Source organism: Acidovorax sp. IB03, from assembly GCF_016406015.1.
GTDB classification, from domain to species: domain Bacteria; phylum Pseudomonadota; class Gammaproteobacteria; order Burkholderiales; family Burkholderiaceae_C; genus Acidovorax; species Acidovorax temperans.
The window spans coordinates 13,169-32,664 of record NZ_JAEFCH010000044.1 but is presented as its reverse complement, the minus strand read 5'-3'; the positions used below and the strand labels follow the sequence as shown (position 1 = coordinate 32,664).

General features: G+C 63.9%; 18 protein-coding genes and 2 pseudogenes. 7 read left to right on the top strand and 13 right to left on the bottom strand.

The features are described from left to right. Positions 1-91 precede the first annotated feature (91 nt). The 3 genes from IHV84_RS17865 to IHV84_RS17855 form a co-directional block, all read right to left on the bottom strand. Positions 92-514 carry a universal stress protein gene (locus tag IHV84_RS17865; protein WP_198847867.1) on the bottom strand — a complete coding sequence of 141 codons (423 nt, stop codon included), beginning with the start codon at positions 512-514 and terminating at the stop codon, positions 92-94. Between the two features lie 125 nt (positions 515-639). Beyond that, positions 640-1,488: a metallophosphoesterase gene (locus tag IHV84_RS17860; protein ID WP_198847866.1), complete on the bottom strand. Its 849-nt coding sequence runs from the start codon at positions 1,486-1,488 to the stop codon at positions 640-642. A 54-nt stretch (positions 1,489-1,542) separates the two neighbouring features. Next, a complete protein-coding gene (locus tag IHV84_RS17855) occupies positions 1,543-2,502 on the bottom strand; it encodes a LysR family transcriptional regulator (RefSeq protein WP_198847865.1) in 960 nt (319 codons plus the stop codon). 128 nt (positions 2,503-2,630) lie between these two features. Here IHV84_RS17855 and IHV84_RS17850 point away from each other — a divergent pair, with 128 nt between their 5' ends. Beyond that, on the top strand, positions 2,631-3,071 hold the full coding sequence (locus IHV84_RS17850; RefSeq protein ID WP_198847864.1) for a hypothetical protein: 441 nt from the start codon (positions 2,631-2,633) through the stop codon (positions 3,069-3,071). A gap of 249 nt (positions 3,072-3,320) precedes the next feature. On the opposite strand, the gene IHV84_RS17845 is transcribed toward IHV84_RS17850, so the two are convergent. From IHV84_RS17845 to IHV84_RS17830, 4 genes are all read right to left on the bottom strand, one after another. Continuing rightward, positions 3,321-5,192 carry a phosphoenolpyruvate carboxykinase (GTP) gene (locus tag IHV84_RS17845; protein ID WP_198847863.1) on the bottom strand — a complete coding sequence of 624 codons (1,872 nt, stop codon included), beginning with the start codon at positions 5,190-5,192 and terminating at the stop codon, positions 3,321-3,323. A 365-nt stretch (positions 5,193-5,557) separates the two neighbouring features. Next, positions 5,558-6,265 carry a 7-cyano-7-deazaguanine synthase QueC gene (gene queC, locus IHV84_RS17840; protein ID WP_198847862.1) on the bottom strand — a complete coding sequence of 236 codons (708 nt, stop codon included), beginning with the start codon at positions 6,263-6,265 and terminating at the stop codon, positions 5,558-5,560. Positions 6,266-6,350: 85 nt separating this feature from the next. Next, positions 6,351-6,494: a hypothetical protein gene (locus IHV84_RS17835; RefSeq protein WP_167336948.1), complete on the bottom strand. Its 144-nt coding sequence runs from the start codon at positions 6,492-6,494 to the stop codon at positions 6,351-6,353. A gap of 74 nt (positions 6,495-6,568) precedes the next feature. Continuing rightward, the gene (locus IHV84_RS17830) at positions 6,569-7,768 is read right to left on the bottom strand and encodes a threonine ammonia-lyase (protein WP_198847861.1); all 1,200 of its coding nucleotides are present in this window, start codon (positions 7,766-7,768) and stop codon (positions 6,569-6,571) included. Between the two features lie 181 nt (positions 7,769-7,949). Here IHV84_RS17830 and IHV84_RS17825 point away from each other — a divergent pair, with 181 nt between their 5' ends. Then, positions 7,950-9,383, top strand: coding sequence for a diguanylate cyclase domain-containing protein (locus IHV84_RS17825; RefSeq protein ID WP_198847860.1), 1,434 nt, complete (start codon positions 7,950-7,952; stop codon positions 9,381-9,383). A 43-nt stretch (positions 9,384-9,426) separates the two neighbouring features. Here IHV84_RS17825 and IHV84_RS20530 read toward each other — a convergent pair whose 3' ends face one another. The 4 genes and pseudogenes from IHV84_RS20530 to IHV84_RS20525 all read right to left on the bottom strand — a co-directional run bounded on the left by IHV84_RS20530 (position 9,427) and on the right by IHV84_RS20525 (position 11,151). Further along, positions 9,427-10,278 carry a hypothetical protein gene (locus IHV84_RS20530; RefSeq protein ID WP_233100112.1) on the bottom strand — a complete coding sequence of 284 codons (852 nt, stop codon included), beginning with the start codon at positions 10,276-10,278 and terminating at the stop codon, positions 9,427-9,429. A gap of 50 nt (positions 10,279-10,328) precedes the next feature. Continuing rightward, the gene (locus IHV84_RS17815) at positions 10,329-10,532 is read right to left on the bottom strand and encodes a hypothetical protein (protein WP_198847859.1); all 204 of its coding nucleotides are present in this window, start codon (positions 10,530-10,532) and stop codon (positions 10,329-10,331) included. A gap of 89 nt (positions 10,533-10,621) precedes the next feature. Next, positions 10,622-10,747, bottom strand: a pseudogene (locus IHV84_RS17810) (helix-turn-helix domain-containing protein); the annotation flags it as partial. Between the two features lie 140 nt (positions 10,748-10,887). Further along, positions 10,888-11,151 carry a hypothetical protein gene (locus IHV84_RS20525; protein WP_233100113.1) on the bottom strand — a complete coding sequence of 88 codons (264 nt, stop codon included), beginning with the start codon at positions 11,149-11,151 and terminating at the stop codon, positions 10,888-10,890. Here IHV84_RS20525 and IHV84_RS17805 point away from each other — a divergent pair. From IHV84_RS17805 to IHV84_RS17785, 5 genes and pseudogenes are all read left to right on the top strand, one after another. Then, positions 11,041-11,444: pseudogene (locus IHV84_RS17805) on the top strand (hemerythrin domain-containing protein). The gene IHV84_RS20525 and the pseudogene IHV84_RS17805 sit on opposite strands and share 111 nt — an antisense overlap. A 163-nt stretch (positions 11,445-11,607) precedes the next feature. Next, complete coding sequence (locus tag IHV84_RS17800; RefSeq protein ID WP_198847858.1) at positions 11,608-13,626, top strand: ribonucleoside triphosphate reductase; 2,019 nt, start codon at positions 11,608-11,610, stop codon at positions 13,624-13,626. A 98-nt stretch (positions 13,627-13,724) separates the two neighbouring features. After that, positions 13,725-13,916 (top strand): anaerobic ribonucleoside-triphosphate reductase, encoded by a 192-nt coding sequence (gene nrdD, locus IHV84_RS17795; protein ID WP_044397112.1) that lies wholly within the window; start codon positions 13,725-13,727, stop codon positions 13,914-13,916. Next, a complete protein-coding gene (locus IHV84_RS17790) occupies positions 13,906-14,622 on the top strand; it encodes an anaerobic ribonucleoside-triphosphate reductase activating protein (RefSeq protein ID WP_244939159.1) in 717 nt (238 codons plus the stop codon). The genes nrdD and IHV84_RS17790 overlap by 11 nt, the downstream gene beginning before the upstream one ends. A gap of 170 nt (positions 14,623-14,792) precedes the next feature. Continuing rightward, positions 14,793-17,030 (top strand): NADP-dependent isocitrate dehydrogenase, encoded by a 2,238-nt coding sequence (locus tag IHV84_RS17785; protein WP_198847857.1) that lies wholly within the window; start codon positions 14,793-14,795, stop codon positions 17,028-17,030. Positions 17,031-17,131: 101 nt separating this feature from the next. Here IHV84_RS17785 and recQ read toward each other — a convergent pair whose 3' ends face one another. Together recQ and IHV84_RS17775 are read right to left on the bottom strand one after the other, a co-directional pair. Beyond that, on the bottom strand, positions 17,132-19,021 hold the full coding sequence (gene recQ / locus IHV84_RS17780; protein ID WP_233100111.1) for a DNA helicase RecQ: 1,890 nt from the start codon (positions 19,019-19,021) through the stop codon (positions 17,132-17,134). 325 nt (positions 19,022-19,346) lie between these two features. Beyond that, positions 19,347-19,484 carry a hypothetical protein gene (locus IHV84_RS17775; RefSeq protein WP_233100110.1) on the bottom strand — a complete coding sequence of 46 codons (138 nt, stop codon included), beginning with the start codon at positions 19,482-19,484 and terminating at the stop codon, positions 19,347-19,349. Positions 19,485-19,496 lie beyond the last annotated feature (12 nt).

Here is a 19,496-nt window from a genome sequence, read left to right as displayed (position 1 = left end):
CTTCCAAATTCCCAACGAAAAAAATGCCAGTCAGCTCTTAACTGACTGGCATTGGGCCAGGGCGGGGCTTGGTGGGGCGCGGGGCCGTCGCTTAGCGAACGATCAGCAGCGGCACCTTGCAGTGGGCCAGCACTTGCGTAGTGACCGAGCCAACCACCAGCGTGGCCAGCGCGCCGTGGCCGTGGGAGCCCATCACCAGCAGGTCAAACTTGCCGGTGTCTGCCACCTTGGCGATGGTTTCGCCCACGGGGCCCACCTTGTACATGCACTTGGCTTCCACGCCATGGCGGCCGAGGAACTTGGCCACCGGCGCCATGATCTTGTCGGCTTCTTCAGCGTGGTAGCTGTCCACCACTTCCTTGCCCAGGGCAGCGCGTGCGCGGGTGGGCAGGGGCGACTGCACTGTCAACACCGTGTAGCTGTGGCCGGCGCCCAGCAGGTCTTCGTGGGTGGCGAGATAGGCCAGCATTTTCTTGGTGTAGGCGCTGCCGTCGACAGCAAGCAGAATGTTCATGGAAAGCTCCAGGTTGATGTTGTTCAGACTAATGCGCGCAGGCGGTTGTTGTCTTGACCTGGGTCATATTTTTCGTCGTGCGCCGCCAAAAGACCTTCGTAGAAGTCAGAGGCCTTTGCTCCCGATCATACGGTGAGGCACAGCTTGCTCTGAAAGGTGGCCTGTTCCCCCTTGCGGGCATACCCCAGCGGGTTCGCCACCACCCGGCATTGCCAGGCTTTCTGGGTGGCTGGGTCGGTGCCGCTCACGGTGTAATCGCTGGGCGCATGCAGGTGGCCGTGCAGCCACAGTTGCGCGTGGGGCAGCAGGTGGTCCAGTGCGTTGCAAAAGCCTGCGGTACCGGGCACCAGGCCGTAGCGCGGGTCTGCGCTGCGCAGGCTGGGGGCGAAGTGCGTGACGGCCACGGTGGTCCCCGCGAACGGGGTGCTCAGCGCCGCTTGCAACCATTCCTGGCAAGCCAGGGCTTGCGCACGCATGGGTTCGGCCAGAAAGGGCTCACCGCTGCGGGTGCCGCCGGTTTTGCGCAGGTAAAAGTTGGCAGCCCTGAAAGCCTTGTCGCGCAGCTGCAGGCGCCGGGTGAGCGAGTCAGTCTGTTCGTGGTCGGCCAGCGCGTCAAAGTCGCTCCAGAGCGTGGTGCCTACAAAGCGCACCTGGTCCAGCACCAGGGTTTCGCGTTCCAGCCAGGCAATGCCGAGCTTGTCGCAGGTACGGCGCAGCCGCTGGTGGGCTTCGTCAAAGTCCTGGGCGTCGTATTCGTGGTTGCCCGGCACGAAGAGCACGGGTGTGGGCCAGGCACCCCATTGGGGTAATGGAGAAAACCGGGCGAGGCCGAAATCTTCATCGCCCAGCTGGCCGCCTTCCTGGTAGGAACCAATGTCGCCCGCCAGCACCAGTACATCGGCGCCCGGTGCGGGCTCTGGCACAAAGTGGGGATGGGCTTCCAGGTGGAGGTCGGACAGCAGCTGAATCTTCATGGGTGCAGTGTAGGCCGTGAGGGCTTTAGCTGTGCTGTGGGCCTGCGGGTGTTGTCAGTCACGAAACATGCTGCGGGCTGATCGGGCCAGGGCGTGCAGCAGCCACTCCATGGCCTTTTCTTGCGGCCCGCGTCGGCGCCACAGGGCATCCACGTGCACGGCAGGCACATTCAGCGGCAGGGGGCGTTGCACCAGTTTGTCGGCAATGCCCGTCACCGGGATGAAATGCCGTGGCAGCACGGTCAGCAGGTCTGAACCCACCACCACCCGGCCCGCCGTGAAGAACTGGTTGACGGTAATGACCACCCGCCGGGTGCGCCCGAGCGAGGCCAGGGCTTCGTCAATGAAACCAAACGGCCGACCGGAAAAGCTGACCAGCATGTGCCGCGCTGCGCAGTAGGTGTCGAGGCTCAGCTCGCCCGTGGCCAGCGGATGCCCCTGGCGCATCACACACATGTACTCGCCGTCGTACAGGCGGCGGCTGTCGTAGGCCACGGCCCCGCCCGATTGGGCGCGGGCAGTCAGGTCGGCCAGGGCTGCAGGGAAGTAGCCCACGGCCATGTCGGCAGACTCTTCGTCCAGCAGCCGCCGGGGGTCGCGGGTGGTGAGCGGCAAGACCCGCACGGAGATGCCCGGCGCCTCGCGTTCAATGATTTGCGCCAGCGGCGGCACCAGCGTGGCGGCCGTCGCGTCGGCCATGGCCAGCACAAAGGTGGATGTGGCCGTGGCGGGTTCAAAGTTGCCGGGCGCCAGGGACTCCTGCAGCAGCGCCAGCGCATCGCGCACGCTGGGCCACAGTGCCAGCGCCCGGGGGGTGGGCTCCACCCCCTGGCCGCTGCGCACCAACAACTCGTCTCCCACCACCTCGCGCAGGCGGCGCATGGCGTTGCTCACGGCAGGCTGGGTGATGGAAAGCTTGTGCGCTGCCTTGGTCAGACTGCGCTCCGCCATCACTTCATCGAACACCCGCAGCAGGTTCAGATCGAGCGAGCGAAAGTTCAGATGCGAGGTCATCCTTCAATCATCACTGATATGAATGTAGAAAATTCAAAATATAAATTTGAATAGATAAAGGGTAAACCCTAATATTCATGCATTCGCCCGGCAATCTCGCCAAAAGCGTTTGAAAAGGGACTACCAAAATGACCAGCTTCGCACACGTTGATTACCCCACTGAACACTCTGGCGTCGTTCGCGCTGAAAACGCCGCAGCCGCCATCAAGGACATTGCACACAATTTCGACGGTGCGCGTGGTGCTGCGTCGTTGCTGCTGGCCGCTGTGGTTTCAGCGCTGATGGTCGTGGCCAACCAGGTGATCGACACCTGGAGCGAAGGCCACCTGCTGGCTGCCTGGGTGGTGCTGTGGGTGGTGGCGTTTGCCGCTTTGGCCCTGCTGACCCTGCCCGCACGCCGCATGGCCGTTGCTCTGCGCGCTGGCACCCAGGCTTGGGCTGAGCGCCGTCGCCGCGCTGCCGAAGACGCACGCACATGGCAAGTGGCGATGCAAGACCCGCGCATCATGGCTGAACTGAACCACGCCATGGGCATTGCCACCGTGCAGGACGTTCGCCGCTACTACTGATCCATCAGGAAGGGCAGCACCAACACTGCCACTTTCTGTAAAAAGCCATGGTCGCCTTGAGCGTCCATGGCTTTTTTCATGGGCCCGGGGAATCGAGCCGGAACGTCGAGGCCGGGTCTTCCCCATGGAGTTCAGCGCTGCCAGGATAAGGTTTCAATTTGCCATGAAAAAAAGCTGACCCACCGCATGGTGGGTCAGCTTTTTTGGCTGGGCAGCCCAACGTGGGCTGCCGTGCGTTGGCAGATCTGCTTAGGCCGCCAAACGCTTTTCGAGTTGAGCCTTGGTGTCCAGCAGCGCTTGAGGGAGGTGGTACGCCAGCTGCTCGAAGTGGGCCGTGTGCAGCTTGAACTCTTCGGCCCAGGCTGCCTTGTCGATGCTGGTCACTGCGGCGAACTGCTGGGCGCTGAAGTCCAGACCCGTCCAGTTGATCTCGGCATATTGTGGCGCCACGCCGAACATGGTTTCCTGGCCTTGCGCCTGGCCTTCGATGCGGTCGATCATCCACTTGAGCACGCGCATGTTGTCGCCGTAGCCGGGCCAGACGAACTTGCCGGCTTCGTCCTTGCGGAACCAGTTCACGCAGAACACCTTGGGCAGCGCCTTGCCGGTGGCGGCGATTGGGCCTTCCATGTTGAGCCAATGCTGGAAGTAGTCGCTCATGTTGTAGCCGCAGAAGGGCAGCATGGCGAACGGGTCGCGGCGCACCACGCCCTGGGCGCCAAAAGCGGCGGCGGTGGTTTCAGAGCCCATGGTGGCAGCCATGTACACGCCTTCGGTCCAGGTGCGGGCTTCAGTCACCAGCGGCACGGTGGTGGAGCGGCGGCCGCCGAAGATGAAGGCGTCAATGGCCACACCATTGGCATCGTCCCACTGGGGGTCGAGCGCCGGGTTGTTGGTGGCAGCCACGGTGAAGCGCGAGTTGGGGTGCGCAGCCTTGGCGCCGGTTTCCTTGGCGATCTGCGGAGTCCAGTCCTTGCCTTGCCAGTCGATCAGGTGATCGGGCAGCTTGCCGGTGTCCTTTTCCATGCCTTCCCACCACACGTCGCCGTCGTCCGTCAGGGCCACGTTGGTGAAGATCACGTCCTTGTCCAGGCTGCGCATGCAGTTGGGGTTGGTGTGCATGTTGGTGCCGGGGGCCACGCCAAAGTAGCCCGCCTCGGGGTTGATGGCGTACATCTTGCCGTCGGCATGGGGCTTGATCCAGGCGATGTCGTCGCCGATGGTCGTGACCTTCCAGCCCGCAAAGCCGGCCTCGGGCGGCACCAGCATCGAGAAGTTGGTCTTGCCGCAGGCGCTGGGGAAGGCGGCTGCCACGTGGTACTTCTTGCCTTCGGGGTTGGTGACGCCCAGGATCAGCATGTGCTCGGCCAGCCAGCCTTGGTCGCGGCCCATGGTGGAGGCGATGCGCAGGGCCAGGCACTTTTTACCCAGCAGCGCATTGCCGCCGTAGCCCGAGCCATACGACCAGATTTCGCGCGTTTCGGGGTAGTGCACGATGTACTTCACCTTGGGGTTGCAAGGCCAGCTCGTGGTGTCTTTCTCGCCTGTGGCCAGGGGCGCGCCCACGGTGTGCATGCAGGGCACGAACTCGCCGTCCACGCCGAGCACGTCGTACACAGCCTTACCCATGCGGGTCATCAGGCGCTGGTTCACGGCCACGTAGGCGCTGTCGGTCAGTTCCACGCCAATGTGGGCGATGTGGCTGCCCAGCGGGCCCATGCTGAAGGGCACCACGTACATGGTGCGGCCCTTCATGCAGCCGTCGAACAGCGGCTGCAGCGTGGCGCGCATTTCAGCAGGGTCCATCCAGTTGTTGGTGGGGCCTGCATCTTCCTTCTTGGCCGAGCAGATGTAGGTGCGGTCTTCCACTCGGGCCACGTCCGATGGGTCAGACCAGGCCAGGAAGCTGCCGGGGCGCTTGGCAGGGTTGAGCTTCTTGAAGGTGCCAGCCTGCACCAGTTGGTCGCACAGGCGGTCGTACTCTTCCTTGGAGCCGTCGCACCAGTAGATGCTGTCGGGCTTGCACAGGGCTGCCATATCGGCCACCCAGGCCAGCAGGCGCGGGTTTTTGACGTAAGCGGGGGCGTTGAGGTTCAGGCCCTGCATGGTGGGTGCGTTCATCGGGAGCTTCCTAAGTTGAAAAAACGGTTTTCCAAAGGAAGCGAACCGGGCGGTTCACGACGGCAAAGACCTGGCGCAATTGCGATGCTGAGCGCTGCCTTTGAAAAAACGGCTTTTCGACGGAGAGCTCCGCAAATGCCGCCTTCACAAGCACTTGCAGGCCCTGCGCCTGTGCTCAGTCGGCGGGCAGAACATGCGAAGGCCCCACGGGTTGGAGGCGTCTCCACGCATTCCGCGGGTCGGCTGGGATGACGATTTTATGAATCTGCCGCCAATTTGTCTGTCAGACTCGGGTCAAAACAATGCAAAAATTGCATGGGGTTATGCATCATGATTGCTGCCACCCCAGCAGGTCCTTGTCTTGATCAGCGGGCCAGAGTGGCGTTCCATCGCTCAAATCCGGCCTTGCGCAGGGCGCATGCGGGGCAGGTGCCGCAGCCGTAGCCCCAGGCGTGGCGCTCTTCGCGCACCCCGTGGTAGCAGGTGTGGGATTGCTCCAGCACGATGTCCACCAGCGCGTCGCCGCCCAGGGTGCGAGCCAGGTCCCAGGTCTGGGATTTGTCCAGCCACATCAGCGGGGTCTCGATGGTGAAGCGCTGGCCCATGCCGAGCGACACCGCCACCTGCAAGGCCTTGAGGGTATCGTCCCGGCAGTCGGGGTAGCCAGAGAAATCGGTCTCGCACATGCCGCCCACCAGGGTGTGCAGGCCGCGCCGGTAGCCCACGGCCGCCGCCAGCTGGAAGAACAGCAGGTTGCGGCCCGGCACGAAGGTGTTGGGCAGGCCTGCAGCGGTCATCTGGATTTCGGTCTCGCTGGTCAGGGCCGTGTCGCTGATGTGGCCGAGCACGCTCAGATCCAGCATATGGTCGTCGCCGAGCTTGCTGCTCCACTGCGGGAACTGGCTCCGCATGGCTTCGAGCACTGCGTGGCGCGCCTGCAGTTCCACATGGTGGCGCTGGCCGTAGTCAAAGCCGATGGTCTCCACATGTGCAAACTGGCTCAGCGCCCAGGCTAGGCAGGTGGTGGAGTCTTGTCCGCCAGAAAACAAGACGAGGGCATGGCCAGAGCGCATGGGGGGAATCCTTCTGAAAAAGCGGGGTGCAGACGAAAAAAAAGCCCCGCAGTGCGGGGCTTGTGGGATGGGCGTGGGCAATGCCTCAGGCCATCTTCACGGCAATGAATGCCAGCAGGAACATCATGATGCCGCCCACCACGGGGAGCACCACGGGCATGGCGGAGACCACGTTTTCCACGGGGTCAGACGATGGCTCGGAAGAGTTGTGCGAGGTGTGATCCGACATGGTGATTGCTCCAATGCTGAAAGTTGGCCGATTCTAGCGGTTCTGCCACGGGGTTGCGTTGTGCCGCGTGGCGCTCACATGAGCGCGGCTTCCATGCCGGCGGTGCGCAACTGGTCCAGCACCTGCTCGACGTGGGATTTGCCCCGCGTTTGCAGCACCAGCTCAATTTCCACATTCTGTGCGGCCAGCATGGTGAAGGCGCGCTGGTGGTGTACTTCCTCGATGTTGGCGCCTGCGTCGGCCACCGTGGCGGTGATGCGCGCCAGCACGCCGGGCACATCGCGTGCGCTGACCTTGATGCGCGCCAGGCGCCCCGAGCGCACCATGCCGCGCTCGATGATGGCCGCCAGCAGCAGTGGGTCGATGTTGCCGCCGCACAGCACCAGGCCCACGCGCTTGCCCTGGAAGCGTTCGGGGTAGCGCAGCAGCGCTGCCAGCCCTGCGGCGCCCGCGCCTTCCACCAGGGTTTTCTCAATTTCGAGCAGCATCAGCACGGCCTGCTCAATGTCGCCCTCGTCCACCAGCACCAGGTCATCCACCAGGCGCTTGACGATTTCCTGCGTGATCTTGCCCGGCGTGCCCACGGCAATGCCCTCGGCGATGGTTGATGTGCCCTGCGGGTGGTGCGTGCCCTTCACCGCGTTGACCATGGCCGGAAAGCGCGCAGTCTGCACGCCGATGATCTCAATGCCCGGCTTGATCGCTTTGGCGGCTGTGGCCACGCCCGAAATCAGCCCGCCGCCGCCCACGGCGATGACCAGCGTGTCCAGGTCGGGCACGGCCTGCAGCATCTCCAGCCCCAGCGTGCCCTGGCCCGCTGCCACCGCCTCGTCGTCGTAGGGATGCACAAAGGTCAGGCCCTGCGTGTCAGACAGCATGTAGGCGTGGGCGCGGGCCTCTTCCAGCGTGTCGCCGTGCAGCACCACCTCGGCGCCAAAGCCCCGCGTGCGCTCCACTTTCACGCCCGGCGTGAAACGCGGCATCACGATGACGGCGCGCAAGCCCAGGCGTTGCGCGTGGTAGGCCACCCCCTGCGCGTGGTTGCCCGCGCTCATGGCGACCACGCCATGCGATCGCTCTTCGGCCGTGAGCAGCGTGAGCTTGTTGCAGGCCCCGCGCTCCTTGAACGAGGCGGTGAACTGCAGGTTCTCGAACTTGAGGAACACCTGCGCGCCCACGATCTGCGAGAGCGTTCGGGATTCCACGCACGGCGTGTCCAGCACCTGGCCTTGTAGGCGCAGTGCGGCATCCTGGATGTCTTGAAGGGTGATCATGTGCGGCATTGTGGCAATAAATGTTGCACGGCGAGATCCATTTTTGCGGTACGCGCCTCACGCACACATTCATCGCACTGGCGGGTAGCGATGTAATGTAACAAAGCGTATAGTCGCGAGACATTGCAGCAGCCAGGGCCGCTGTCCCGGAAAAAGCCCCAGCGCCAGGATTTTTTAGACCATGCACCCAGAACGCCAGCGTGAGATCCGCGAGTTGTTCGACGATTACATCGAGATGTACGCCGCACGGGATGACCGGCTCACCGCGCGCTTCAGCCAGAGCGTCACCGGCTACCCCGGCAGCGACAGCCGGCTGATCCGTGACCGCGAGGAATGGGTGCGCATCACCCGACAGGACTTTGCGCAGGTGCCGGGCCGCATCCGCATCGAAATGCTCGACCTTGCGCTGCAGGACCTGTGCAACGACGTCGTTGTCGCAACCGCCTGCTTCCACATCCACCTGCCCAATGGCGTGCATCAACTTGCCAAGGAGGTGGCGCGGCTGGTGCTGATCTTCCGTCTGGAAGGTGCCGAGTGGCTGATCGCGCACTGCAGCTATTCCATCCCGTACCAAAGCGTGCAGGATGGTGAGGTGTTCCCCCTCCAAAGTCTGAAGGAGCAAAACAGTGCATTGCAGGCCCTGGTGGCCGAGCGCACCCAGGCGTTGCAAGAAAGCCAGGCCCTGTACCGCCTGCTCACCGAAGACGCACAGGACGTGCTCTGGCGCACGGACAGCCAGCTCGTCCTCACCTACATCAGCCCGGCAGACGAACGCCTGCGCGGCTTTCGGGCCGACGAGGTGGTGGGCCGCCATGTGTTTGACATGTTCAACGAAGAAGGCGTGGCCGTGCTCAAAGCCATGATCGCGCGCCGCGTGCAGGAAGAGGCGTCCGGCACGCCGGTCGGGTTTCTGAACTTCGAGGTGCAGCACCGCTGCAAGGACGGCCGCCTGATCTGGGGAGAGGTGCTGTCCAAGCCCGACCGCAACGCGCAGGGCGAGATCATCGGCTACCACGGCATCACCCGCGAGATCACCGAGCGCAAGCGCCTGGAAGAACAGGTCCACCAGCTCGCCTTCCACGACCCTCTGACCCACCTGGCCAACCGCCGCCTGATGCTGGACCACCTGGAGCAGGCCATGTCGGCCAGCAAACGCAGCCAGCGCCATGGCGCCCTGTTGTTCCTCGACCTCGACAACTTCAAACCCCTCAACGACACCTATGGCCACGGTGTGGGCGACCTGCTGCTGATCGAAGTGGCCGAGCGCCTGAAAGCCTGCGTGCGCGAAGCCGACACCGTGGCCCGCTTTGGCGGTGACGAGTTCGTTGTGCTGCTGTGCGAACTGAGCACGCAGCCCGGCGAGGCCGCCGAACAGGCGGTCGCCATCGCGGAGAAGATCCGCACCCGCCTGGCCGAGCCCTACGTGCTGCAGTCCGCGCCCTCCGCCCCGTCCATCCGGCATGAATGCACCGCCAGCATTGGCGTGGCGGTCTTCCGTGGGCGTGACGAAAGCCAGAACGCAGTGATTGACCGGGCCGACGCGGCAATGTACCGGGCCAAGGAAGAGGGCCGCAACCGGATCCAGTGTGCGCCTGGCCCTGCCGCCACGGGCTGATCTGCGCACGGGCGGCGGGCACACGCCGTGCGTGGCGGTTTTTTCAAAAATGATAGCTGCTGGCGCTTGCTGCATAAGCGCTAGAAGCCATTTTGATGTCAATCACCGCGCCGTGTGCATCAGCGGCGTCTTGTCGCTCACACCACCCGGTTCCACTCCAGCGCCCGGCTCTTCCAGTGCGCTTCGATGGTCTGCGTGAAGTCTGCACGAACCAGTTTTGCGCGGTTTTCCAGCCAGTCGGCGTTCTCGCGCCGCACCACGATGCCTTCGAGGTGGCCCTGGCGGAACTGGCTGTCGTGGGCGTGCACCCAGTCGCGCAGCTGGTCCAGTGTGACTTCGCCTGCGTACAGGCGCGGCACGGTCTTGAAGCCCATCTCTGCGGCCCAGGCGTTGCGTCGTCGCGCGGCGCGCCCGTGGCCAGCCAGGCGATGTGGGGGGTGTGGGGGAAGCGGAAGAAATCGGGCATAGATCCTCTTATTTTTGCGCGCCGCACGGGCGGGTGTTTCTGGCGCCAGCGTGCCTGCAGCCAGTCGGGCAGCAGGTTTTCCACCTTCAGCCCCACGGCTTGCAGGGCCTGCTGGCAGTCGATCCAGTCGGTGTCGGCGGCGTTGGTGATCCGGGTGGCGTGGCCCGCGTCCAGCGCGGCCAGGGCGGCGGCCACCATCTTGCGGTCGGCCAGGTCGGTCATGCGCTGCGGCCAGTGCGACACGCTGCGCAGCACGCTGCCCTGGTGCTCGGACGGCAGCAGGGCGTTGGCCAGCAGTGCGTCGATGGCCTGGCGGCCGTCGCTGCCCACATCCCCTGGCGCGGTCTTGTTCCACACATAGTCGCGCTCGCGCCGCACGGCCCGAAAGCGCCGCGCCACGGTGGCCAGTTCCAGCGCCTGGATGGCCACGGCGCGGCTGCGCCGCGTGCCAGCACCGCATCAAAGCCGCCAAAGTGAAATTAGTCGTTGGCTTCGTCCCCGCCCAGGTTCAGGTGGATGGTGCGGTCGGGCGAAGCCACGGTCTGCTTGAGCAGCAGCAGGCTCTGCAGCAACGTGGACTTGCCCGACGAGTTGCTGCCCAGCAGCATGGTGACGGGCGCCAGCTGCACCGCGCCGCTGTCGCGCCAGGCATTGAGGTTCTGGCGATGGCGTTGGTCGATCATGGCGGGGCCATCTTACGGGGGGCGGAAGTTTGAAGAAAAATGGTCTGCAGCGCTTATGCAGAAAGCGCCAGCAGCTATGTTTTTAATAGCTAATTTTTCAGCGCAAGGCGGCGCGCCAGCTTGTGCAGGTTGCACGCGTCGATGTCCAGCTCGCGGGCGGCGCCCGCCCGGTTACCGCCGTGGCGGGCGAGGGCGGCCTGGATGCACTGGCGCTGCAGGCGCACGGCTTGCGGCTGCTCGGTCACCAGGTCGGCAAAGACGGCTTCCACAGCCAGGGTATTTATCACCATGGATGGGTATCTTGAACCATGAATAGTGATGGTGAAAATGACCGTGATGCCTGCAAGCCTCTGATTCATAACGCATGGTGCGGTGGCCTGAAGTTTGCGATGCAAGGGTGTCCCATCGGTGTGGCGCGTGCGCTTTGGCGCACCACCCGCCGTGCCCGTTTCAACACCCCAGGAGTCCTTCCGTGAACATCGACAAATTCAAGCACCAGCATCTCGACATCCTGCGCAGCATCGATCTGCTGCGGCAGTTGACCCACGCCGGGGTGGAGCGCAATGCGGCCGAAATCGCGCAGCGCATCGTTGCTATGAGCAGCACCATCAAGCTGCATCTTGCGGTGGAAGACCAGGCGCTGTACCCCGCCCTGCAGCGCAGCGGCAACGCCAGCCTGGCGCGCATGGGCCGCCAGTATCAAAGCGACATAGTCAAAGCGACATGGGCCCGATCGCCAGCGCCTACGACGCCTTTGCGCACCGCTGGAACACGGCCGAAAGCCTGCGCACCGACGAAAAGGGCTTCCGCGCCGAAGCCAACGTGGTGTTGCGCAAGGTGTACGAACGCATGCAGCGCGAAGACCGTGATTTCTACCCCCGCATCGAGGAGCAAGAGGCCGCGCACGCCTGACCGCGCTGCGCCTGCGCGCCTTGCTGTTGCCGGCCTGTGGGCCGGTTTTTTTACCCCTGCTTACCGGTGCGTTTGTGTTTTATCAAACTACCTATAGTGTTTGGTGGGTATCGTGGACACCATAGGTAGTGTTTTTACTCCATCTCGTAGATTGGTCGAACCCATGGCATCCACCCTTGTCACCTTGCCCCGCGAGGTCGTTTTGCGCAGCGGTCAGCGCGTTCCTTTTGACGCAGAACGCATCCGCGCCGCACTGGCCAGCGCAGGCCAGGCCTCGGGGGAATATGGCGCTGAAGAAGCCGCGTTGCTCACCGCGCAGGTCACCAAGGTGCTGATCCACCGCTTTCATGGCGAAGCGCCCACGGTGGAGCAGATCCAGGACGTGGCCGAGCAGACCCTGATTGCCGCCAACCACCTGGCCACGGCGCGCGCCTACATCGTCTACCGCGAGCAGCACGCCACGCTACGCGCCGACAGGCAGACGCTGGTGGATGTGGAAAGCTCCATCAACGAATACCTCACCCGTGCCGACTGGCGCGTGAATGCCAACGCCAACCAGGGCTATTCGCTGGGCGGGCTGATCCTGAACGTGGCGGGCAAAGTCACGGCCAACTACTGGCTGTCGCACGTCTACACGCCCGAGATCGGCGATGCGCACCGCAATGGCGACCTCCACATCCATGACCTTGACATGCTCAGCGGCTACTGCGCGGGCTGGTCGCTGCGCACACTGTTGCACGAGGGCCTGAACGGCGTGCCCGGCAAGGTGGAGGCTGGGCCACCCAAACACATGTCCTCCGCTGTGGGGCAGATCGTGAACTTCCTGGGCACGCTGCAGAACGAGTGGGCGGGCGCGCAGGCGTTCTCGTCGTTCGACACCTACATGGCGCCGTTTGTGCGCAAGGACGGTATGGACTACGCCGCCGTGCGCCAGTGCATCCAGGAGCTGGTCTACAACCTCAACGTGCCCTCGCGCTGGGGCACGCAGACGCCGTTCACCAACCTCACCTTTGATTGGACCTGCCCCGAAGACCTGCGCGAGCAGGTGCCCGTGATTGCTGGCGATGAAATGCCCTTCGCCTACGGCGATTTGCAGGCCGAGATGGACCTCATCAACCGTGCCTACATCGACGTGATGACCACGGGCGACGCCAAGGGCCGCGTGTTCACCTTCCCGATCCCCACGTACAACATCACCAAAGACTTTCCGTGGGAGAGCGAGAACGCGCAGCTGCTGTTCGACATGACGGCCAAGTACGGCTTGCCGTACTTCCAGAACTTCATCAATTCCGAGCTGGAGCCGAACATGGTGCGTTCCATGTGCTGCCGCCTGCAGCTGGATTTGCGTGAACTGCTCAAGCGCGGCAACGGCCTGTTCGGCAGCGCCGAGCAGACGGGCAGTCTGGGCGTGGTCACCATCAACTGCGCGCGCCTGGGCTACCAGCACGCGGGCGATGAAGCGGGCCTGTTTGCCGCGCTGGACCGCCTGATGGAACTGGGCAAGCAAAGCCTGGAGACCAAGCGCAAGCTCATCCAGCGCTTGATGGACCAGGGCCTGTTCCCCTACACCAAGCGGTATCTGGGCACGCTGCGCAACCACTTCAGCACGCTGGGCGTGAACGGCATCAACGAGATGGTGCGCAACTTCACCCACGGCCGCGAAGACATCACCAGCGACTTTGGCCACGCGCTGGCCCTGCGCCTGCTCGACCACGTGCGCGAGCGCATGACGCAGTTCCAGGAAGAAACCGGCCACCTCTACAACCTGGAGGCCACGCCCGCCGAAGGCACCACCTACCGCTTTGCCAAGGAAGACAAAAAGCGCTGGCCCGCCATCCTGCAGGCGGGCACGGCCGAGCAGCCGTACTACACCAACTCGTCCCAACTGCCCGTGGGCTTCACGGACGACCCGTTCGAGGCGCTGATGCGGCAAGAGGCGCTGCAGTCCAAGTACACCGGCGGCACGGTGCTGCACCTGTACATGGGCGAGCGCCTGTCCAGCGGCGCCGCCTGCCGCGAGCTGGTGAAACGGGCGCTGACGAACTTTCGCCTGCCCTACATCACCGTCACGCCCACGTTCTCCATCTGCCCCACGCACGGCTACCTGGCGGGCGAGCACCCGTTCTGCCCGCGCTGCGATGAAGAGCGGCTGGCCGCCAAGCGTGCGCAGCTGGCAGCGTAGTACAAGCCAAACAGGGCTCCAGCGCTTATCTATCAAGCGCTAGCAGCTATTGTTTTTGAAGCAACCTGATTCCCAACCACCCACCAAGGAGTTTTGCCATGACCCACGTTTCCACCACCGAGAACACCGCCCTGGCCGCCGCCGTGCAGTTGACCGACGCCGAACGCCAGCCCTGCGAGGTGTGGACCCGCGTGATGGGTTACCACCGCCCCGTGGCCAGCTTCAACACGGGCAAGCAGGGCGAGCACCACGAGCGCCAGTTCTTCAGCGAGCGCGGCTGTGCCCGCTAACCCCAGCCCTGCCCCGGCCCACACGCTGCGCATTGGCGGCATCACGCCGCTGACCACCATCGACTTCCCCGGTCGGCTGGCGGCCGTGCTGTATTGCCAGGGCTGCCCCTGGCGCTGCAGCTATTGCCACAACCCCGAACTGCTCGACGCCACCACGCCCGCCGAGATGGACTGGCCGCAGGTGCTGGCCTTCTTGCGCAAGCGCCAGGGCTTGCTGGACGGCGTGGTGTTCTCGGGCGGAGAGCCCACCCTGCAAGCGGGCCTGCCGCAGGCGCTGGAAGAAGTGCGCGCCCTGGGCTTTGCCACGGCCCTGCACACCGGCGGCATGTACCCCGAGCGCCTGGCCGCTGTGCTGCCCCTGCTCGACTGGGTGGGGCTCGACATCAAAGGCCCAGAGCACCGCTATGCCGACATCACCGGCGTGCCGGGCAGCGGTGCCCGTGCGTTTGAATCGCTGACCCTTTTGCAGGCCAGCCCCGTCGCGTTTGAATGCCGCACCACCTGGCACGCCGGGCTGTATGAGGCGCAAGAACTTCAGGCCCTGGGCGACCAGCTGGCTGGCCAGGGCGTGCGCCACTGGGCCGTGCAGGTTTGCCGCCGTGTCCCCGGCGCGCCCGATGTGACGCCCTCGACCGTGGCGGCCCCGGTGGGGGCGCAAATCCCGCGTTTTGAGGTTCGGGGCGGCCAAAGAGGGGCTGTTGGGTAAAAAAACTGGCCTCCGATGGCTGTTTTTTTGCATTATGAGAATCCATTGCAAAAAAAGGGCATTTAGACAGCCCGGCGCAAGCAGAATCGGAGACCATTCGAATTTGATCGCTGTCGCTGGTCTGTTTTGCGGGCCGGTGGCTTTTCCACTCCTGTTCCTCGAGACAAGTCATGAGTACACAGCAACCCTCCATCATCTACACCCTGACAGACGAAGCGCCACGCCTGGCCACTGCGTCTTTCCTGCCCATCGTTCGCAGCTTTACGGCCCCGGCGGGTATCAACGTGACCGAGAGCGACATCTCGGTCGCAGCACGGGTGCTGGGGGAGTTTCCGGAGTACCTGAAGGAAGAACAGCGCGTGCCCAACACGCTGGCCGAACTGGGCAAGAAGACCCTGCAGCCTGATGCCAACATCATCAAGCTGCCCAACATCTCTGCTTCGGTGTCTCAGCTCAAGGCGGCCATTGCCGAGCTGCAGTCCAAGGGCTATGCGCTGCCCGACTACCCCGACCAGCCCAAGGACGACAAAGAGAAGGAAATCAAGGCCCGCTACGGCAAGTGCATCGGCTCTGCCGTGAACCCCGTGCTGCGTGAAGGCAACTCCGACCGCCGCGCCCCCAAGGCCGTCAAGGAATACGCCCGCAAGAACCCCCACAGCATGGCCGAGTGGAGCCAGGCTTCGCGCTCGCACGTCTCGCACATGCACGCTGGCGACTTCTACCACGGCGAAAAGTCCATGACCCTGGACCGCGCCCGTGACGTGAAGATGGAGCTGATCACCAAGAGCGGCAAGACCATCATCCTGAAGCCCAAGGTCAGCCTGCTCGACCGCGAAGTGATCGACAGCATGTTCATGAGCAAGAAGGCGCTGCTGGCCTTCTACGAAAAGGAAATCGAAGACGCACGCAAGACCGGCGTGATGTTCTCGCTGCACGTGAAGGCCACCATGATGAAGGTCTCGCACCCCATCGTGTTCGGCCACTGCGTCAAGATCTTCTACAAGGAAGCGTTCGAGAAGCACGGCAAGCTGTTCGAGGAACTGGGCGTCAACGTCAACAACGGCATGGTCGATCTGTACAACAAGATCGCCACGCTGCCGCAGTCCAAGCAGGAAGAGATCAAGCGCGATCTGCACGCCTGCCATGAGCACCGCCCCGAGCTGGCGATGGTGGACTCGGCCAAGGGCATCACCAACTTCCACTCGCCCAACGACATCATCGTCGACGCCTCCATGCCCGCCATGATCCGCAACGGCGGCAAGATGTGGGACGCCAACGGCCGCCTCAAGGACGTGAAGGCCGTGATGCCGGAATCGACCTTTGCCCGCATCTACCAGGAGATGATCAACTTCTGCAAGTGGCACGGCGCGTTCGACCCCAAGACCATGGGCACCGTGCCCAACGTGGGCCTGATGGCCCAGCAGGCCGAGGAATACGGCAGCCACGACAAGACCTTCGAGATCCCCGAAGACGGCGTGGCCAACATCACCGACCTGGCCACCGGCGAAGTGCTGCTGAGCCAGAACGTGGAGCAAGGCGACATCTGGCGCATGTGCCAGACCAAGGACGCCGCGATCCGCGACTGGGTGAAGCTGGCCGTGAACCGCGCCCGCAACTCCGGCATGCCCGTGGTGTTCTGGCTCGACTCGTACCGTCCGCACGAGGCGCAGCTCATCACCAAGGTCAAGATGTACCTGCACGAGCACGACACCACCGGCCTGGACATCCAGATCATGAGCCAGGTGCGTGCAATGCGCTACACGCTCGAGCGCGTGATCCGTGGCCTGGACACCATCAGCGCCACCGGCAACATCCTGCGCGACTACCTGACCGACCTGTTCCCCATCATGGAACTGGGCACCTCGGCCAAGATGCTGTCCATCGTGCCTTTGATGGCTGGTGGCGGCATGTACGAAACCGGTGCCGGCGGCTCGGCTCCGAAGCACGTGCAGCAATTGGTGGAAGAAAACCACCTGCGCTGGGACAGTCTGGGTGAATTCCTGGCACTGGCCGTGTCGCTGGAAGACCTCGGCATCAAGACCGGCAACGCCAAGGCCAAGGTCCTGGCCAAGACGCTGGATGCCGCCACCGGCAAGCTGCTGGACAACAACAAGAACCCCAGCCCCAAGACCGGCCAGCTGGACAACCGCGGCAGCCAGTTCTACCTGGCCCTGTACTGGGCACAAGAGCTGGCCGCGCAGACCGAGGACGCCGAACTGGCCGCCAAGTTCGCACCTTTGGCCAAGCAGCTGGCTGCCGACGAGCAGAAGATCGTAGACGAGCTGAACGCCGTACAAGGCAAGCCTGTCGATATCGGCGGCTACTACCTGCCCGATACGGCCAAGCTGGACGCGATCATGCGCCCCAGCCAGACGTTCAACAACGCACTGAAGGCCGTGCTGGGCTGACGATAAGCTGTGCACGTTGAGGGCCTACGGGCCCTCAACGTCGAGTTGTCAGCCTGAGAGGCGCTGCTTGCAGCGCCTCTTTTTCATGGTGGGTGCTTGTTTCATTGGGCCGCTGCCGCGCACACCCGCAGCACTTCAGAACCATACGCTTCCAGTTTCTTCGCGCCCATGCCGCTGATGCCCTGCAGGTCGTCCAGCGAAGCGGGGTTGCGCTCGGCAATGGCTGCCAGCGTGGCATCGTGGAAGATGACGTAGGCGGGCAGGTTGTGTTCGCGGGCCACTTCGGCGCGCCAGGCCTTGAGGTTGATGAAGCGCACCTGCGCGTCGGGCCCCAGGTTGGCGGCGGCGGCTGGTGGGGCGCTGCTCTTGCGCGTGCGCTTGGGCGCGGCGGCCGATACGGATTCGCGCAGTTGCACCGGCACCTCGCCCTTGAGCACGGCGCGTGAGCCGTCGGTGAGGCACAGCGTGTCAAAACTCATGCCGCTGTCCAGCATCACCTTCTGCAGGCCGACAGCCCCGGTGGCAATCAGCTGGCGCAGCACGCCGCGCAGTTGCGGCTCGGTCAGGTCCGCGCCAATGCCGAAGGTGGAGAGCTTGTCGTGCCCGAACTGCGCCACCTTGTCCGTCTTCTTGCCCCGCAAGATGTCCATGATGTGCCCCGCACCAAAGCCGATGCCGCTGGCCTGGTGCACGCGGTAGATGGTGGACAGGAGCTTGCGTGCGGCGTCCGTGGCATCCCACACGGCGGGTGGGTTCAGGCAGTTGTCGCAATTGCCGCAGGGCGTGGAGGCTTCGCCAAAGTAGGCCAGCAGCCGCACGCGGCGGCAGTCGGTGGCTTCGGCCAGGGCCAGCAGGGCATCGAGCTTGCCGCGCAACGCCTGCTTGAACTCCTCACCCGCCGGGCTCTCGTCGATCATGCGGCGCTGGTTCATCACGTCCTGCAGGCCGTAGGCCATCCAGGCATCCGCGTTCAGCCCGTCACGGCCCGCGCGGCCGGTTTCCTGGTAGTAGCCTTCGATGTTCTTGGGCATGTCCACATGCGCCACAAAGCGCACATCGGGCTTGTCGATGCCCATGCCAAACGCAATCGTCGCCACCATCACGATGCCTTCCTCGCGCAGAAAGCGGTCCTGGTGGTTCTGGCGCACCTTGGTGTCCAGCCCCGCGTGGTAGGGCAGGGCGTTGATGCCCGCATCCTGCAGCGTGGCCGCCAGTTCCTCCACGCGCTTGCGCGACTGGCAATACACCACGCCCGCCTCGCCCGAATGCTCGCGTTCGATGAAGCGCAGCAGTTGCGTGGTGGCGTCCTTCTTTTCGACGATGGTGTAGCGGATGTTGGGGCGGTCAAAGCTGCTGATGAACAGGCGTGCATCCTGCAACTGCAGCCGCTCGATGATGTCCTCGCGCGTGAGGGCATCGGCCGTGGCCGTGAGCGCAATGCGCGGCACCTGCGGGTAGCGCTCGTGCAGCAGCGTGAGCGCCCGGTACTCGGGGCGGAAGTCATGGCCCCACTGGCTCACGCAATGCGCTTCGTCGATGGCGAACAGTGACAGGTTGCCGCTGTCGTACAGGCTGTCGAGCAGGCCCAGAAAGCGCGGCGTGTTCAGCCGCTCGGGCGCGGCATACAGCAGCGTGATCTGGCCGGTTTGCAGCCGCCATTCCACGTCTTGCGTGGCGTCAAAGTCGAGCGTGGAGTTGAGAAACGCCGCATCCACCCCCGCTTCGTGCAGCGCACCCACTTGGTCGTGCATCAGCGCGATCAGCGGCGACACCACGATGGTCACGCCCTGGCCCTGCCGCTGGCGCACGATGGCAGGCACCTGGTAGCACAGGCTCTTGCCGCCGCCTGTGGGCATGAGCACCAAGGCGTCGCCACCGCCAATCACATGTTCGACGATGGCCTGCTGCGGGCCGCGGAACTGCTCGTAGCCGAAGACGTCCTGCAACACGGCATGGGCAGGGGACGGTGCTAACAGTGCGCGGGTGGACAAGGATCGCTCTTATTTTGATAGCTGTTAGCGATTATTTGATAAGCGCTAGAGGCCAATTTTGCTTAAAAACTGTGCGGTGCCAAGCACACTCCCACCGTCCGTTCGGGCTGAGCCTGTCGAAGCCAGGGCGTGCATTGCTTGGCCCCAACGGCTTCACTGGCTCCAAGCGAATCAGTACCCCTGCTGGTGGTGATGGGGTCGGCATCTTTGAATCTGAAAAACCGTTCAGGATGAGCCTGTCGAAGCCCTGCATAGCGCTGGGGCAAGCTCAGCCTGAGCGGTTCAAGCCTGCTCAATGATTATCTAAGTAGTGGGTGCGGGGTGCTTATTGTGCGCCCGGTGCTGTGTCCCAAGGATTGATCTGCACCGCGGGCGCGTGGGCAAAGTCGCTCACGTTGCGTGTCACCACGGCCAGGCCATGCTCCAGCGCCGTCATAGCAATCAGCGAATCGAATGCTGCCATGGGCTTGCCCGC

Excerpts from the sequence above, each read along its gene's own strand:
- IHV84_RS17865 (WP_198847867.1), bottom strand. The coding sequence starts at position 514 with ATGAACATTCTGCTTGCTGTCGACGGCAGCGCCTACACCAAGAAAATG.
- IHV84_RS17860 (WP_198847866.1), bottom strand. The coding sequence starts at position 1,488 with ATGAAGATTCAGCTGCTGTCCGACCTCCACCTGGAAGCCCATCCCCAC.
- IHV84_RS17855 (WP_198847865.1), bottom strand. The coding sequence starts at position 2,502 with ATGACCTCGCATCTGAACTTTCGCTCGCTCGATCTGAACCTGCTGCGG.
- IHV84_RS17850 (WP_198847864.1), top strand. The coding sequence starts at position 2,631 with ATGACCAGCTTCGCACACGTTGATTACCCCACTGAACACTCTGGCGTC.
- IHV84_RS17845 (WP_198847863.1), bottom strand. The coding sequence starts at position 5,192 with ATGAACGCACCCACCATGCAGGGCCTGAACCTCAACGCCCCCGCTTAC.
- queC (WP_198847862.1), bottom strand. The coding sequence starts at position 6,265 with ATGCGCTCTGGCCATGCCCTCGTCTTGTTTTCTGGCGGACAAGACTCC.
- IHV84_RS17835 (WP_167336948.1), bottom strand. The coding sequence starts at position 6,494 with ATGTCGGATCACACCTCGCACAACTCTTCCGAGCCATCGTCTGACCCC.
- IHV84_RS17830 (WP_198847861.1), bottom strand. The coding sequence starts at position 7,768 with ATGATCACCCTTCAAGACATCCAGGATGCCGCACTGCGCCTACAAGGC.
- IHV84_RS17825 (WP_198847860.1), top strand. The coding sequence starts at position 7,950 with ATGCACCCAGAACGCCAGCGTGAGATCCGCGAGTTGTTCGACGATTAC.
- IHV84_RS17815 (WP_198847859.1), bottom strand. The coding sequence starts at position 10,532 with ATGATCGACCAACGCCATCGCCAGAACCTCAATGCCTGGCGCGACAGC.
- IHV84_RS20525 (WP_233100113.1), bottom strand. The coding sequence starts at position 11,151 with ATGCAGCTTGATGGTGCTGCTCATAGCAACGATGCGCTGCGCGATTTC.
- IHV84_RS17800 (WP_198847858.1), top strand. The coding sequence starts at position 11,608 with ATGGCATCCACCCTTGTCACCTTGCCCCGCGAGGTCGTTTTGCGCAGC.
- nrdD (WP_044397112.1), top strand. The coding sequence starts at position 13,725 with ATGACCCACGTTTCCACCACCGAGAACACCGCCCTGGCCGCCGCCGTG.
- IHV84_RS17785 (WP_198847857.1), top strand. The coding sequence starts at position 14,793 with ATGAGTACACAGCAACCCTCCATCATCTACACCCTGACAGACGAAGCG.
- IHV84_RS17775 (WP_233100110.1), bottom strand. The coding sequence starts at position 19,484 with ATGGCAGCATTCGATTCGCTGATTGCTATGACGGCGCTGGAGCATGGC.